The sequence below is a fragment of the Thioalkalivibrio denitrificans genome, from assembly GCF_002000365.1.
Taxonomy (GTDB): Bacteria; Pseudomonadota; Gammaproteobacteria; order Ectothiorhodospirales; family Ectothiorhodospiraceae; genus Thioalkalivibrio_A; species Thioalkalivibrio_A denitrificans.
Map to the genome: position 1 here is coordinate 1 of NZ_MVBK01000096.1, position 15,620 is coordinate 15,620.

Below are 15,620 nucleotides of genomic sequence, written 5' to 3' on the forward strand. Positions count from 1 at the left end.
TGGTTTCATTCAACCTTCATCCTTCCACCTTCAACCTTCCGAATCGGGCTTGAACCCGAACCCCGTGCATGGGACAAACATGGGGGCGATCGACCGCCTCCGCCTCCTCGAACGATCCACGGATAAGTCCAAGTGCCCTCTCTCATATCCTTTGCGCGCTCGACTGCGAATGGACCCCGGCATCGGCGCCGCGGGGCCCTTCTCGCGCTCCTGGCCACGGCATGGCTGGCCGGGCCTGCGCTTGCGGAGACGCCGCAGATCATCATCACCGGTGTGGACGAGGAGGCGCAGGAGAACATCCGCGTTCACCTGAGCATCGCCAGGGAGGACTGCGAGTTACCGGAGTGGCGGGAGCGGCCGCTGCTGCGCAGGGCACATGATGAGACCCGGGAGGCGCTGCGGGCCCTGGGGTATTACCACCCTGCCGTGGACATCGACCTTGAGCGTGACGAGGCGTGCTGGCAGTTGACGGTCGACGTGGACCCGGGGGAACCCGTTCGCATCAGGCGCCTGGATATCACGCTGGAGGGAGATGCGGCACAGGACACCCGATTCACGGACCTGCTCTCCGATCCGCCCCTCAAGGAAGGGGACCGCCTGCGCCACGACCGTTACGACCAGCTTCGCAGCGCACTGACCCGGCTGGCGGCGGACCGGGGTTATCTGGACAACCGCCTCATCACGCGCGAGTTGCGCGTGCATGCCGCCGAAGGGTATGCGGACGTGGTGATCCACATGGACAGCGGCGCGCGCTACCGGTTCGGCGCCCTCACGCTGGAACAGGACATTCTCGATCCCGGCTTCGTGGAGAAGTTCCTGCCCTTCGCCGAGGGCGATCCGTACGACAGCCGGCAGCTCATCGACCTGCAGCAGGCACTGACGGACGGCGGCTATTTTTCCGAGGTCAGGGTGCGCACGCTGACCGAGGCGCGCGCGGACGGCGCCGTGCCGATCCTGGTGCAACTCACGCCCCGCCCCCGGCGCGCCTACCTCGCAGGCATCGGCGCCTCAACCGACATCGGTCCGCGACTTCGCCTGGGTTTCGAACACCGCTACGCGAACCGTGCCGGTCATCGCTACAGCACCGAGATCGAGCTCTCGCCCGTGCGGTCGGGCATCGGATTCGACTATGAGATCCCGCTGGATCAACCGGCCCGGGAACGACTCAATCTGACGGCCCGGTACCTGACCGAGGACTCGGACACCATACGGTCCGATCTCTACGGTGTCGGCATCGCCCACACGCGCCAGCACGATTCCGGGTGGATCGAGACGCGCTCGCTCAACTACGAGCGTGAGGACTTCACGGTGGCCGACGTCACCGACCGTACCGACCTGCTCATGCCGGGCCTGTCATTCACCCGCATTCGCGCCGACCATCCGGTCACCCCGAGGCGCGGCTGGCGGTTGTACGGCAGCGTTCGGGGCGCATCCGAGGACGTGGTCTCGTCGGTCAGCTTCGTGCAGTTCCACGGCCGCGCCAAGCTGATTGCCCCGCTCGGACCGGGGCGCCTGCTGACCCGTGTGGACGGCGGCGCAACCCAGGCGGACGAGGTCACCGAACTGCCCTCCTCGGTGCGCTTCTTTGCCGGTGGAGACACCAGTGTGCGCGGCTACGGCTACCAGAAGCTGGGCCCCACCAACGCCGACGGAGACGTGATCGGCGGCCGCCATCTGCTCACCGGCAGCGTCGAGTACGAGATCCCCATCCGCGGCCGCTGGCGCGCCGCCGCGTTCGTGGACAGCGGCAACGCCTATGACCGGATCGATGACTTCGATCCCCGCACGGGCGTGGGCGTGGGCGTGCGCTGGATATCCCCCATCGGCCCGATCCGGGTGGACATTGCCCATCCCATCGACGGGGACGACGAGTTCCGCCTGCACCTCACCATGGGGGCAGACCTGTGATCCGCCGGTTGATCATTGGAATCCTGATCGTCTTCATCGCGGTGGCGACCCTGCTCACCGTGCTGCTGGGCACCGAGCCCGGCGCCCGGTGGATCGTCAAGCAGGCTGCGGGCCTTGCACCCGGCACGCTCACCGTCGAGCGCGTGCGGGGCACGCTGCTGCAGGGCCTGGAACTGGAAGGCATCGACTTCGAGGATGAGGACGAGAACGTCAACGCCCGGCTCGAGTCGCTGGCCGTGCGCGTCAATGCCGCGGCATTGTTTGCGGCACGCCTGTCCGTGACCCGCCTCGATGCCCACGGGCTGAACCTGCGGATACGGCCGGATCCGGACCCCGCACCCACCGAACCGTTTCGGTTGCCGGACACGGTGGCCCTGCCCATTGCCGTCGACCTGGCACCCGCACGTTTTACGGACCTTTCCGTTCAGATCGGCGACGCGGAGCCGGTCCTGATCCACGAAATCCGGCTCGCCGCGGAGGCGGACCGGGACGCGGCGCGGATCAGCACGCTGGTCATCGACGCGCCCGATTTCCATGTCGATCTCACCGCGCGGGCCGGGCTCGCGGCGCCCTTTCCGCTCAACGCGGAACTCCACTGGCGCGTCCGGCTCCCGGAGCCTCTGTCGAGCGGGTTCCAGGCACCCGAGGGTCGCGGGCAACTCAGCCTGGAGGGAGACCTGGATCGGCTGGCCCTGGAGCACCGCGTGAACGCCCCCCTGCAGTTGTCCGGGTCAGGTGTCCTGCGCGACCTGCCCAGGGACCTGCGCTGGGATCTCGTTCACCGCTGGCAGGCATTCAACTGGCACCAGCCCGATTTCGGTATCGTGGCCATGGACAGCGGTGAGCTCCACAGCGAGGGCACGCTGGACGAGTTCACCCTGGCGCTGGACACCGGGGTCACTCTGCCCGATGTGCCGTCACAACACATAAAGCTCACGGCGACCGGCAACACCGAGGCGTTCTCCTCGTTCACACTGGGACTCACCGGCGACAGCGGCCGACTGGCCGTGCAAGGATCCGCCGGCTGGCTGCCGGAACCGGTCTGGGATGTCACCGTGTCGGGCCGGGATCTGGATCCGGGCGTGTTTAATCCGGACGTGCCGGGACGCCTCGACCTGGATGCGCAGGTCGCGGGCCGCGTGGACGCGTCCGGCACGCCGGATGTGCGGGTCGATGCGCTGACGCTGACCGGCTCGCTGCTGGACGAGGACATTCGGCTGGAGGGCAGCGCGCGCCTCAGCGACACGCAACTCACCACCCCCGGAGTGACCCTCTCCACACCGGAAGGCACGCTGACCGCGCAGGGCGTTGCCGGCTGGGACCCGCAACCCCACTGGGATTTGCGCGTGCAGGGACAGGATCTGGACCCGGGCCGGTGGCTTGCGGACTGGCCCGGCCGACTGGATCTGGCGCTCGACAGCACCGGGCGACTGGAGGACGGCAACGCGGTCCACGGTGACGTTCGCCTGGAGCGACTGGAAGGGCGTCTTGCAGATCACCGGGTCAGCGCACGGGGTGACGCCACGCTGCTGGGCCATGGCCTGTCCACGCCGGGCATGGAACTGGCGCTGGATGACGCCCGGCTCACGGTCTCCGGCGACACTCATTGGGCGCCGGTTATAAGTTGGGATCTGCGTGTGCAAGCCCGTAACCTCGACCCGGGGATGGTTGATCCACAGTGGGCGGGCCGCCTGAACCTGCAGGGTCGCAGCGACGGACACCTGGACACGGAGCTCGGCGTGGAGGCGTTCATCCGTCTGGACCGCCTCGAGGGGACGTTGCGCGATCTGCCCGTGTCCGCCCGCGGCGAGGCACGGATCGAGGAGGGCCGCCGGATCGTCACGCCTGGTCTCCAAGCCAGCATGGGCGAAAACCGCATCGAACTGGAAGGCCGGGCACAGGCCGACGCCGCGGACCTGAACTATGTGATCGACGCGCCCGCACTGGACGTCCTCTGGCCGGGGCTGCGGGGGGCGCTGTCCGGCGACGGCCGCATCACCGGAGACTGGCAGCGCCCCGCACTGGACCTCAGGCTGCGCGGCTCGGGACTCGGTTACGAGGCCTGGTCACTGGAGTATCTGTCCCTCGAGGCCTCGGGCGCACTGGACGGAGCCGATCCGCTGACGCTTTCACTGGAGGCCGCCGACCTGGCGCTGGACGCACAGACACTGGCCTCCTCCGTGCAACTCACGGCACGCGGACGCGAGGACGCGCACGAAGTGCTGCTGGATGCGCGGACCGCGGAAGGCGTCGTTGGCCTGGGCCTTCAGGGGCGCATGACCGAAGCGCCGGGCTGGTCCGGCGAGGTCGTGCGCCTGGAGTTCTCCGAGACCCGACTGGGAGACTGGACACTGGACGGGCCGGCCGCGCTGGAGGCGGATGCCGCCCGGATCAGCCTCGCGCTCCTGTGCGTGAAACGGGACGACGCGGCACTGTGCCTTGCAGGCGAGCGCCAGGAGGTCGCGGGCCTCGTGGCACAGGCGGAACTGTCCGGATTCCTCCTGCCGTGGCTGGCCGAGTGGCTGCCGGACAACGTCACGGCGGACGGCGTCCTGTCGGCCGATGTGCGCCTGCGCCACGACGCACAGGGGCTTACGGGGCAGGCCCGGGCCCGCGTCGACGAAGGCACGTTGCGTGTACTGACACCCGACGGCGAACACGAGGACATCCCGTTCCGTGACGTGCGCGTGGACGCGGAGAAATCCAACGGCGTCATCGAGACCACGGCCGGCCTCTCCTTCCTGGAACGGGGCCAGGCCACCGCCCGTCTGTTGCTGACGCCCGAGGGGGACACCCACCGGCTGGCGGGCAGCGCCCGCGCCGATCTCGAGGAACTGCGCTGGCTGGAAGTGGCCGCCCCCCAGGTCCGCGACCTGACCGGTCGCCTGCAGGCCAATCTCGACGTGTCCGGCACCCTTGAGACACCGGATTTCCGGGGCGATGTGCGCCTCTCCGAGGGGCGGGCCCTGATCCCCGAAGCGGGCATCGAACTCACCGACATGCACCTTCACGGCGCGGCCGAGGGGCTGGACAGGCTGACACTCTCGGGCGGGGTGCGCTCCGGGCCCGGCGCACTGGAACTGTCCGGTGAAATGGGGCTGACCCCGGAAGGGGCACCCTGGGCGCGCATGGCCCTGGAGGGAGACCGCTTCCGAGCGGTGCGCCGGCCGGAGGCGCAGGTCCTCGTCTCGCCGGATCTCACCATGGAACTCGAGGGCCGGCTGATCCGCCTGGACGGCCGCCTGACCATCCCGGAGGCCAACATCGAACTGAGGGAGTTGCCGCCCCAGGCCGTGTCGGTGTCCCGGGACGAGGTGATCGTGGATGCCGAAGCCGACGACGAACCGCCCTGGCAGGTGTACAGCACCGTGACCGTGATCCTCGGCGACCAGGTTCGTCTCAGCGGCTTCGGGCTCACCGCCCGCTTGGCCGGCGAGGTGGCCGTGGAGGACAGCCCCGCGCGTCCGACTCGGGTGGAGGGCGAGATCCGTGTCGAGGATGGCCGCTACCGGGCGTACGGCCAGAACCTGATCGTGGAGCGGGGCGTGCTGGTGTTCCAGGGTCCGGCCGACAACCCGGGCCTGGACATCCGCGCTGTGCGCCGGGTGCCCGCCTACAACGTGACCGCCGGGCTGGCCATCGGCGGCACCCTGCAGGATCCCCGCTCGCGTGTCTTCTCCACGCCGGCGATGGAGGACAGCGAGGCCATGTCCTTCCTGCTCACCGGCCGGCCGCTCTCCGGCGCGAGCGAGGCGGACGCCAACGTACTGGCCACGGCCATTGCCGCCTTCGGCGTGGAACAGGGCGGCATGCTCACCGAACAGATCGGGCAGGCGGTGGGGCTCGACGAGTTCGTTCTGGACTCCGAAGGCGACGTGGACCAGAGCGCGCTCATGATGGGCAAGCAACTCTCATCGCGGCTGTACCTGCGCTACACCGTGGGGCTGTTCGAACGCGCATCCAGCCTGATGCTGCGCTACAGTCTCACCCGCACGCTCAGCCTGGAGACCCGAACCAGCGACGAGGCCCAGAGCATGGACCTCATCTACCGCCGCGAACGGTGAGCCCGGGATTCTCACCACGAAGCGCACGAAGGACACGAGGAAAGAATGATGGGCTGTGGGGCTTCGGGCTCCGGCTGATCTTGCCGACCCGCCTTTCCGTTTGGTGGCTTTGTTGACGACGAATGCAGGGACTCTCGCAAAGACGCGAAGCCCGCAAAGAAAAGGTCAGTTCAGAATTCTTGTGTTTTCTTGGCGGGCTTCGCGGCTTTGCGAGAGACATATCCCTTGCGCAAACGAAGCCACCGAACGGCCGTGCGGACCCGCAATGTCAGAGAAATCCCGTATCCCCACAGCCCATCATCCTTTCCTCGTGCCCTTCGTGGTTCCAAAAACTCCAACAACAAAAATCGGTACACTGAACCCATGGCAACACTCACCTTTCTTGGCGCCGTCGGCGAGGTGACCGGCTCGCGCTATCTCATCGAGACCGACGACGCCACACTGCTGCTCGAGTGCGGGCTGCACCAGGGCGGCGCCCAGGCGGACAAGGCAAACCGGGCCTCGCTCAGGAACCTGGCGCGCCAAGTGGACGCCGTCATCCTGTCGCATGGCCACCTCGATCACGCCGGGCTGGTGCCGAAGCTGGTGCACGACGGCTTCCAGGGTCCTGTTTACTGCACACCGGGGACCCATGACCTGCTGCACATCATGTGGAGGGACGCCGCATTCGTCATGGCCAAGGATGTCGAGTGGGAGAACAAGTGGCGGCAGCGCGCGGACCGGCGCCTGCTGGACCCCTTGTTCGACGAACAGGACGTGGAGGCGGCGCTGAAGCTGTGCAAAGGCGTGGCTTACAACCGCGAGGAGTCGCTGGCCGGCGATGTACGTCTGCGCTTTCACGATGCCGGCCATATCCTGGGGGCGGCCATCGTGGAACTGGTCCTGCCTTCCGGGGGACGTGACCGGCGCCTCGTGTTCTCCGGGGACCTGGGCAACCCCGACTCGGTACTCATGCACGACCCGGCACGCCTCGAACACGCCGATGCGGTGCTCATGGAGAGCACTTACGGGGACCGCGACCACCGCCCCATGCAGGACACGATCGAGGAACTGGCGGGCATCCTGGAACAGGCCCACGCCGATGGCGGTAACGTGCTCATCCCCGCCTTCGCGGTAGGACGCACACAGGAGGTGCTGTATCACCTGAGCATGCTCTACAAGGAAGGGCGGCTGCCCCAGCAGAAGGTGTTTCTGGACAGCCCCATGGCGATCCAGGTGACCGAACTCTACGCCCGCCGGCACAAGGCACTGGATCCGGAGGACGTCTCGCGCCTGCGCAACGGCAGCCTTGCCGACGCCCTGCCGCCGCTGCAGTTCTCCCGCAGCGTGGAGGACTCCATGGCCATCAACCGCATCCACGGCGGCGCGATCATCATCGCGGGCAGCGGGATGTGCAACGGTGGACGCATCCGCCATCACCTCAAGTACAACCTCTGGCGCCAGGACGCCCACCTGGTGATCGTCGGTTTCCAGGCGGCCGGCACGCTGGGCCGTCGCCTGGTGGACGGGGCGGAAAAGGTGAAACTGCTGGGTGCCGATGTGGCCGTGAAAGCGTCCATTCATACCCTCGGCGGCTTTTCCGCGCATGCGGGTCAAAGCCAGCTGCTGGACTGGGCCTCCGCCTTCCGGGACAGGCCCGCTTTCCACCTCGTACATGGAGAGCCCGACGCCCAGCGAGCGCTGGCGCAGGCCCTGGCCGATCGACACGGGATCGACGCCAGCATCCCCGGCCCGGGCGAACAGATCGCACTCTAGCCCGTCCGTCCGATGGTTTCCGGCGCCCGTCACGTTTCCGAGCATTTTTGTGGCTTTGGTCACGGCAACTCGTCAACTATTAAGATTCCCGCCCCGACGCCGATAACAGGGCGGAGAGACCCGAAGAAGAATTGGTATCGAACGGGCACCGTCGGGAGTCACCATGCGCAAGCTCACACAACCCAGCATACTCAGAAACCTGTTGCTGGCCTTTCTCGGCCTGGGCCTGGCCATGGGCCTCCTGTTTCCGCTCTACGCGCAGTTCTTCGTGGAGTGGCGGCCAGGCATGTATGCCATGTTCTACTTCGGGTGCATCATTGCGGGCCTGGCCGTCGGCGCGCTGAACTACCTGCTCCTGCGCCTGATCCTGCTGCGCAAGCTCGAGCGTTTGTCCGGGGTCTGCACCGCCATTGGCAACAACGACCTTACGCACACCTGCGAGATCGAGAGCCATGACCTGATCGGGGAGCTGGCGGGCAGCTTCAATCGCATGGCGGAAAGCCTGCGCGGCATGATCGGTCTTATTCACGAGAGTACCGACAGGCTCTCCACCTCGGCGGACGCACTGGTGAATATTGTCGGCGAGGCCACCCGCCGCCAGGGTGATCAGCGCGACACCACCGCCCTGGTCGCCACGGCCATGAACGAGATGGCTGCCACGGTGCGGGAGGTGGCGGTAAACACGCAGCAGGCGGCGGATGCGGCCTCCGAGGCGGCGGGCGAGGCCCAGAAGGGCGCCCTCACGGCCACCGAGGCCCTGGGCTCCATCGGCAATCTCAACACCGGCATCCAGAAGGCCACCTCCGTGATCGACAAGGTCCGCGAGGAGAACGACAACATTCGCTCCGTGCTGGACGTGATCCAGGGCATCAGCGAACAGACCAATCTGCTGGCGCTCAACGCCGCCATCGAGGCCGCCCGCGCCGGAGAACAGGGCCGAGGATTCGCCGTGGTGGCTGACGAGGTGCGCAACCTGGCCCGACGCACGCAGGATTCGGCGGGCGAGATTCAGGACATGCTGGCGCGCCTGAACACCCAGGTGGGCGCCGCCGTCGAGGCCATGGGCGAGGCCAGCGAACAGGCGTCCCAAAGCGAGACCCATGTGGAGGAAACCGCCATGTCGCTGGGCGAGATTTCCGGCGCCATCAAGTCCATCGAACAGATGAACATCCAGATCGCCAGCGCCGTGGAACAGCAGAGCACGGTGGCCGAAGACATCAACCGCAACGTCAACAGCATCAATGACGCAGCGGAAGTGGGCGCCGAATCACTGGTAAGGGCCCAGGAGTCCACCGGCGAGGTCAGCGAGGTGGCCACCGACTTGCGGGAAGTGGTCCGGCGCTTCACGCTCTGAATCGAAGAGCGAAGTAGAGCCCTAGTGTCGTGTCCGGAAAATATCTTGCCACACGCCCGCACAGCCGCGCTGAATGGCAAGATATTTGCGGGACACGACACTAAGTTCGCACTTCCCAATTCCCACTTCTGACTTCCCTCCACGTTACACTGAAGGTGACTGCGTGACGCCCTCGCACGCGCCACCTTCGCGCCCATGGCCGAGAACCCCGACATCGCGATCTACACCCTGGTAGCCGGGTTCCTGGGCGGCCTGGGCCTGTTCCTGCTGGGCATGACGCTGATGACCGAGGGCCTCAAGCTGGCCGGCGGCAAGGCCCTGCAGCACATCCTGGGCACCTGGACCCGGACACGCGCCCGGGCTCTGGGTTCGGGCATGGCCGTCACCGCGCTGGTGCAATCATCAAGCGCGGTCACCGTTGCCACCATCGGCTTCGCCAATGCCGGCCTGCTGACGCTGGGGCAGGCGGTGTGGGTGATCTTCGGCTCCAATGTCGGCACCACCATGACAGGCTGGCTGGTCGCACTGGTGGGTCTGGACATCCGCATCGAGGCCTTCTCCCTGCCCGCCATCGGCGTCGGCGCGTTGCTGTACCTGTTCGCCCGTGGCAGCCGGGGCAAGAACCTGGGGCTCGCACTGGCCGGGTTCGGCCTGCTGTTTTTTGGCATCGAGGTGTTGAGAAACGCCTTCATGGGCCTGAGCGCCACCGTGGATCTGGGCGCGCTGGCGAAACCCGGTGTCACGGGACTGGTGATCATGGTGGCCCTGGGGGCGCTGCTCACCGTCCTCATGCAGAGTTCATCGGCCTCCATGGCCATGGCGCTCACCGCTGCCATGAGCGGGGCCCTGCCCCTGGAGGCCGCGGCCGCCGGCGTGATCGGCGCCAATCTGGGCACCACGATCAAGGCCATGCTGGTGGTCATCGGCGCCACGGCGAACGCCCGACGCGTGGCCGCGGCCCACGTGCTGTTCAACACCCTCACCGCGCTCGTGGCCTTGATAATCCTGCCCTGGTTCCTGGGCGCCATCGCCTGGATCTGGGGCGCCACCGGCGAGGCACCGGCGCCCGCTATGCTGCTTGCCCTGTTTCACACGGGCTTCAATCTGCTGGGTGTGGCCCTGATGATTCCCCTTGCGCCGATCATGATCCGCTGGCTCCAGAAACGCTTTCGAACGCCCGAGGAGGATGCCGCCCGACCGAGGTACCTGGACAGAAGCAGCGCGGGTGTCCCCGACCTGGCCCTGGGGGCACTGATCCTGGAAATCGACCGACTGGGAGACATGGGCCACCGAATGGCCCGGGAGGCGCTGGCCGAGCACCCGCCCGCCGAGACGTCCCTCGCCATGCAGAAGTCGGCGGTGGAGCGCCTGGTGGAGACGATCGGCGAGTTCTCGGCCCGGATTTCCACGGGGCATCTTCCCGAGACCATCTCCGAGGGCATCACCGAGGCCATGCGGGTGGCCCGCTACCACCGGGACGTGGCCACCCTTGCCTATGACATCGGATGCCTGCGAAGACTGCGCGAGCGCCACGCGCTGCCCGCCATCGCCGCACAGCGCCGTCAATGGCAGGAACTGGCCGTTCGCGCCCTGGACCTGGCGCGGCTGGAACCCGGCGATCCCCAACGCGACGACGCCGCCGAAGCCGTGGCCCAGGTGGAACAGGAATACGCCCGACTCAAGCAGGCCCTGCTGCGGGAAGGCACCTCCGGATCCATCCCCATTCCCGAGATGGAGCGCCAGTTGCGCATCATCAGCATGGCGCGCCGCCTGGTGACGCAATCCGACAAGGCACGCCGATACGAGGACCACCTGCACTCACAGGTGGGACAGTCGAAACCGGATCGGGAAGCGCCGCCGGAACAGGCGGGTTGAAGTGCGAAGTGTGAATTGGGAAGTGGGCATTGGGAAGTACGAAGTGTGAATTGGGAAGTAGGAAGGCCCCCTCCCTGGCCCTCCCCCGCAAGCGGGAGAGGGGATTACAGGGCTTGGGATCAGGGGTTTTCCCTCTCCCTCAGGGAGAGGGCAGGGTGAGGGTGGTTGGTTTTATTCCCACTTCCCAATTCACCCTTCCCATTTCAACGCAGTCTGAACTCCAGCACGATCTCCAGATCTCGCACCTCCATGCCTTCGGGCAACGGTTCCGCGCGCCCGACACGACTCACGGCTTCCCGCGCCGCCTCGTCCAGAAGGCCGTGGCCCGTGCCTTCCAGCACCTGCACATCCTCGATGCGCCCGTCAGCCAGCACCCGGAAGCTCACCCGCGCGCTGCCCTCGGCACCCTGTCGCGCGGCCAGGACCGGATAGCGCTTCTCCCGTTCTATGGCCTCCCGCAGTCGCGCCAGATAGGCGTCGGTCAGGGACTCCTCCACACCCGGCTCCTCCGCCTGCGGGATCGCCTGCACCACTTCCGTTGACGGCGCGGTCGGAGCGGGCCTGTCCAGCGGCGCGAACTCCAGTGAGCGTTCGGGCTCGGCAGGTGTCGGCGTCGGTTCGGGCTCGAACTCAGGCTCAGGCTCGGGCTCGGGCTCGGGTTCGGGTTCGGGTTGTTCAGAGGGTAACGGCTCCGGGGCAGCCGGTGGCGATTCCGCGGATATCAGCGCCACATCCAGCGCGCGCACACCCTCGGGTCCCGCTTCCCGTTGCAGCACGGGCACGGCCCAGTCCCCCCGCAACACCAACAGGTGCACCAGGGCCGACAACACCAGCGCGAGAATGAAACGATGCATGAAGGGCCGATTCCACCGGATCGACCGGCCATGATAACAGCCCGGCGGCCTTCACCCGGCGCGGCCTTTGTTTCGGCCATCAAGAGCAATTAGACGAAGAAAAAGGCCTGTCTCTCGCGAAGCCGCAAAGCCCGCGAAGAATGAATTGGATCTGAAGGACTTCTATAACCAAGCGCAGTTCTTGGCGTACTTCGCGTCTTTGCGAGAGATAATGTCTTTTCTTCGTACGCTTCGTGGTTCCAGGCCTCATCCGCGTTCCGTCCCGCCCGCGAGGTCATCGAGGATGGGGCAGTCGGGGCGATGGTCGCCGTGGCAGTCGCGGGCGAGGTGCTCCAGCGTGCGGCGCATGGATTCCAGTGCCGCGATCTTGTCTTCCAGTTCGCGCACATGCTCAAGGGCAATGGCCTTGACCTCGGCACTGGCGCGTCCCTGGTCGCGCCAGAGCGCCACCAGTCGTTCCACCTGCTCCAGGGAGAATCCGAGATCCCGTGCACGCCGGATAAAACGCAGCATGTGCACGTCGGGTTCCGCATAATGCCGGTAGCCGTTGCCGCCACGCTGCGCCGGCGGCAGGAGACCCACCTGCTCGTAATAGCGGATCATCTTCGCCGACACTCCGGAAGCCTTCGCCGCCTCACCGATGTTCATGGTTGCCCTCGCAGGAATTCAAAAGGCGAATGGACAGGATGAACAGGATTATTCTGGATTTACAGGATAAGGACAAAAGAGCTTTAGACAGGATTTACATGATTAACGGGTTAAAAGCCTTAAGGAAAGAATCTTGTAAATCATGTTAATCCTGTCTAGTCCTTTCTCGCTCAATCATCCTGTCAATCCGGAAAAATCCTGTTCATCCTGTCCATTCCGACGTCACGCAGTCTGCGGCACGCGGAAGCGCTTCAGCCGCAGTGCATTGGTGAGTACGCTCACGCTCGAAAAGGCCATGGCGAATGCCGCGAACATGGGCGAGAGCAGCAGGCCCACGAAGGGGTACAGCACGCCGGCGGCCACGGGCAGGAGCGTGACGTTGTAGATGAACGCCCAGAACAGGTTCTGCTTGATGTTGCGGATCGTGGCGCGGGAGAGCGCAATGGCGTTCGGCACGTTGCCCAGGTTGTCGGACATCAGCACCACGTCGGCACTCTCCATGGCCACGTCCGTACCCGAACCGATGGCGATGCCCACGTCGGCCTGCGCAAGGGCCGGCGCGTCGTTGATGCCGTCACCGACAAACGCCACACGCCGTCCGCCCTCCTGCAGCCTGCGCACGGCATCCACCTTGCCGTCCGGCAGCACCTCGGCCACCACGTCCTCAATGCCCAGTTCCCGTGCGATGGCCTGTGCGGTGCGCCGGTTATCGCCGGTCACCATGACCACCTGAAGACCCTGCTCCCTGAGCCGCGCCACTGCCTCGCGGGCACCGTCCTTGACGGGGTCCGCAACACCGAGCACGGCGATGGCGCGCCCGTCCGCGGCAAGGTAGAGAGGTGTGCGCCCTGCATCGGCGAGGCCCTCGGCGTGGCGGGCCAACGGTGCGGTGTCGATGCCTTCGCGGGCAAGATAGCGATCCGCACCGATCAGCAGCCCCTTGCCTGCCACCCGACCGGATGCGCCCATGCCGGGTTCCGCGTTGAATTCGGCGGCGCTCTCGAGACGCAACCCCCTCTCCCTGGCGGCGCGCACGATGGCCTCGGCAATGGGATGCTCGGAATGTTGCTCCAGACCAGCGGCCAGACTCAGCACCTGCGATTCCTCCACGCCCTCTGCCACGTGGAGGTCGGTCAACTCCGGACGCCCGCGGGTCAGCGTGCCGGTCTTGTCCATGGCCACCACCTGCGTGCCTCGCAGGGCCTGCAGCGCATCACCGCCGCGAAACAGCACGCCCATCTCGGCGCCCTTGCCGGTACCCACCATGATGGACGTGGGCGTTGCCAGACCCATGGCGCAGGGACAGGCGATGATCAGGACCGCAACCGCGTTCACCAGTGCGAGCGTGAGCGCGGGCGCCGGACCGAAGAGCATCCATACGATGAAGGACACCAGCGCAATGGCGATCACCGCCGGCACGAAATAGCGCGTGACCTGGTCCACCAGCGCCTGGATGGGCAGCTTGGAACCCTGTGCGGCTTCTACCATGCGGATGATCTGCGCCAGCACGGTATCGGCACCCACCTGGGTGGCCCGCAGCGTGAGACTGCCCTGACCGTTGACGGTGCCGCCCACCACCCGCCCGCCCGGCGTCTTGTGGACCGGCACCGGTTCGCCGGTGATCATCGACTCGTCCACGTAGGACGCACCCTCGATCACCTCCCCGTCCACGGGCAGGCGTTCACCCGGGCGCACGAGCACCTGGTCGCCCACCACCACCTGTTCCACGTCCACCTCCAGGGTTTCGCCGCCGCGCAGCACCCTGGCCGAACGCGGCCGAAGGCCCATGAGCTTGCGGATCGCCTCCGACGTGGCCCCCTTGGCACGGGCCTCCAGAAAACGCCCAAGCAGGATCAAAGTGATGATCACCGTGGACGCCTCGAAGTACACGTGCACGGTGCCCTCCGGCAGAATCCCGGGAAGGAAGGTGGCGACCACCGAGTAGCCATAGGCCGCGGACGTGCCCAGCATCACGAGCGAGTTCATGTCCGGCGCGCCGCGCACCAGGGCCGGCCAGCCCTTGCGGTAGAAACGCAGGCCCGGACCGAACTGAACGAAGCTGGCGAGCACGAAGAACAGGATGTAGACGTTCTGGGTACCGAGCGCGCCATGCACGGCATGGTGGAACGCCGGAATCATGTGCCCGCCCATGTCCAGGATGAAGATGGGCAGGGTGAACGCCGCGGCCCACACGAGGCTGCGCTTCAGGCTTTTCATCTCCGCGGCCCGCGCCTCGCGCTCGCGGTCCGCCCGGTCGACCCCGGACTCGCGGATGGACGCGCCGTAACCGGCGGACTCCACCGCCGCCGCGAGACCCTTGGCATCCACTGCACCCGACACGTAGCGGACCTGCGCGCTCTCCGTGGCGAGATTGACCGATGCCGACAACACACCGGGCACCTGCAGGAGCGCCTGTTCCACCCGGCCCACGCAGGAGGCGCAGCTCATTCCCTCAACGCTCAGGCCGAGCTCCTCGGCAGCGGTTCCGTAACCGGCCGCCTCCACCGCCTTGACCACGCTGCCAGGCTCGGCCTGGCCGAGTCCAACCCGGGCCCGCCCCGTGGCGAGATTCACGCTCACGTCGCTGACTCCCGGCACCTGCCGGATGGCGTCCTCGACACGCGCCACGCAGGAGGCGCAACTCATGCCCTCCACACCCAGTTCGATGTGATCGTCCTTCTGCCCGACTGACGGTGCCGTACTCATGGTTCGTCCTCATTAGCCCGCATATCTCACCACCCTTCTACTGCGGTCGCCGATCTGCACGCTGTGACGGGGCGTGCTCCCTCCGGCCGGCTTGACGTAGTGTCGGCTACGCCTGCGCCGTCTTGCGGTCCGCGCGCCCCGTCACAGCGGCATCTCGACACCCTCGCTACGAACGGTGGTGAGATATGCGGGCTTGCCCACATGCGTAAGGGTCAAATCATAAACCTTCCAATCATGGGAAGGTCAAGTTCAAGGAACACAACCGCGACGCAAAGACGCAATGACGCAAAGGTCTTGTTGTTTCTAGGCCTGTCATTCCTTGGGTTACCTTGCGTCATTGCGTCTTTGCGTCGCGGTTCCTCTGGAACCAAAAAAGGCCCCGTGCCGGAGCACGGGGCCTTGGGTACTGCAGGCTCGGGTTGCTAGGAGCCCGTCGGACTTAGGCTGCTCCTACTG

At 66.5% G+C, this 15,620-nt stretch carries 8 protein-coding genes; 5 read left to right on the forward strand and 3 right to left on the reverse strand.

The window, feature by feature from the left end; translation table 11 throughout:
- Positions 1 to 132: 132 nt before the first annotated feature.
- The 5 genes from B1C78_RS14105 (at position 133) to B1C78_RS14125 (ending at position 10,956) form a co-directional block, all read left to right on the forward strand.
- A complete protein-coding gene (locus B1C78_RS14105) occupies positions 133 to 1,908 on the forward strand; it encodes an autotransporter assembly complex protein TamA (protein ID WP_342745169.1) in 1,776 nt (591 codons plus the stop codon).
- 8 nt (positions 1,909 to 1,916) lie between these two features.
- Positions 1,917 to 5,972 (forward strand): translocation/assembly module TamB domain-containing protein, encoded by a 4,056-nt coding sequence (locus tag B1C78_RS14110; protein ID WP_245795439.1) that lies wholly within the window; start codon positions 1,917 to 1,919, stop codon positions 5,970 to 5,972.
- Positions 5,973 to 6,335: 363 nt separating this feature from the next.
- Positions 6,336 to 7,727 (forward strand): MBL fold metallo-hydrolase RNA specificity domain-containing protein, encoded by a 1,392-nt coding sequence (locus tag B1C78_RS14115; protein WP_077279815.1) that lies wholly within the window; start codon positions 6,336 to 6,338, stop codon positions 7,725 to 7,727.
- Between the two features lie 163 nt (positions 7,728 to 7,890).
- Complete coding sequence (locus tag B1C78_RS14120) at positions 7,891 to 9,081, forward strand: methyl-accepting chemotaxis protein (protein ID WP_077279816.1); 1,191 nt, start codon at positions 7,891 to 7,893, stop codon at positions 9,079 to 9,081.
- 195 nt (positions 9,082 to 9,276) lie between these two features.
- Positions 9,277 to 10,956, forward strand: a complete 1,680-nt coding sequence (locus B1C78_RS14125) for a Na/Pi cotransporter family protein (protein WP_077279817.1) — start codon at positions 9,277 to 9,279, stop codon at positions 10,954 to 10,956.
- Positions 10,957 to 11,159: 203 nt separating this feature from the next.
- Here B1C78_RS14125 and B1C78_RS14130 read toward each other — a convergent pair whose 3' ends face one another.
- From B1C78_RS14130 to B1C78_RS14140, 3 genes are all read right to left on the reverse strand, one after another.
- Positions 11,160 to 11,810 carry an energy transducer TonB gene (locus tag B1C78_RS14130; RefSeq protein WP_077279818.1) on the reverse strand — a complete coding sequence of 217 codons (651 nt, stop codon included), beginning with the start codon at positions 11,808 to 11,810 and terminating at the stop codon, positions 11,160 to 11,162.
- Positions 11,811 to 12,056: 246 nt separating this feature from the next.
- On the reverse strand, positions 12,057 to 12,458 hold the full coding sequence (gene cueR, locus B1C78_RS14135) for a Cu(I)-responsive transcriptional regulator (RefSeq protein ID WP_077279819.1): 402 nt from the start codon (positions 12,456 to 12,458) through the stop codon (positions 12,057 to 12,059).
- Positions 12,459 to 12,680: 222 nt separating this feature from the next.
- A complete protein-coding gene (locus B1C78_RS14140; protein WP_077279820.1) occupies positions 12,681 to 15,164 on the reverse strand; it encodes a heavy metal translocating P-type ATPase in 2,484 nt (827 codons plus the stop codon).
- Between the last annotated feature and the right edge of the window lie 456 nt (positions 15,165 to 15,620).

What these genes read in the sequence shown, in the direction of transcription:
- B1C78_RS14120 (WP_077279816.1), top strand. Translation starts at nt 7,891, where the DNA reads ATGCGCAAGCTCACACAACCCAGCATACTCAGAAACCTGTTGCTGGCC.
- B1C78_RS14115 (WP_077279815.1), top strand. Translation starts at nt 6,336, where the DNA reads ATGGCAACACTCACCTTTCTTGGCGCCGTCGGCGAGGTGACCGGCTCG.
- B1C78_RS14125 (WP_077279817.1), top strand. Translation starts at nt 9,277, where the DNA reads ATGGCCGAGAACCCCGACATCGCGATCTACACCCTGGTAGCCGGGTTC.
- B1C78_RS14130 (WP_077279818.1), bottom strand. Translation starts at nt 11,810, where the DNA reads ATGCATCGTTTCATTCTCGCGCTGGTGTTGTCGGCCCTGGTGCACCTG.
- cueR (WP_077279819.1), bottom strand. Translation starts at nt 12,458, where the DNA reads ATGAACATCGGTGAGGCGGCGAAGGCTTCCGGAGTGTCGGCGAAGATG.
- B1C78_RS14140 (WP_077279820.1), bottom strand. Translation starts at nt 15,164, where the DNA reads ATGAGTACGGCACCGTCAGTCGGGCAGAAGGACGATCACATCGAACTG.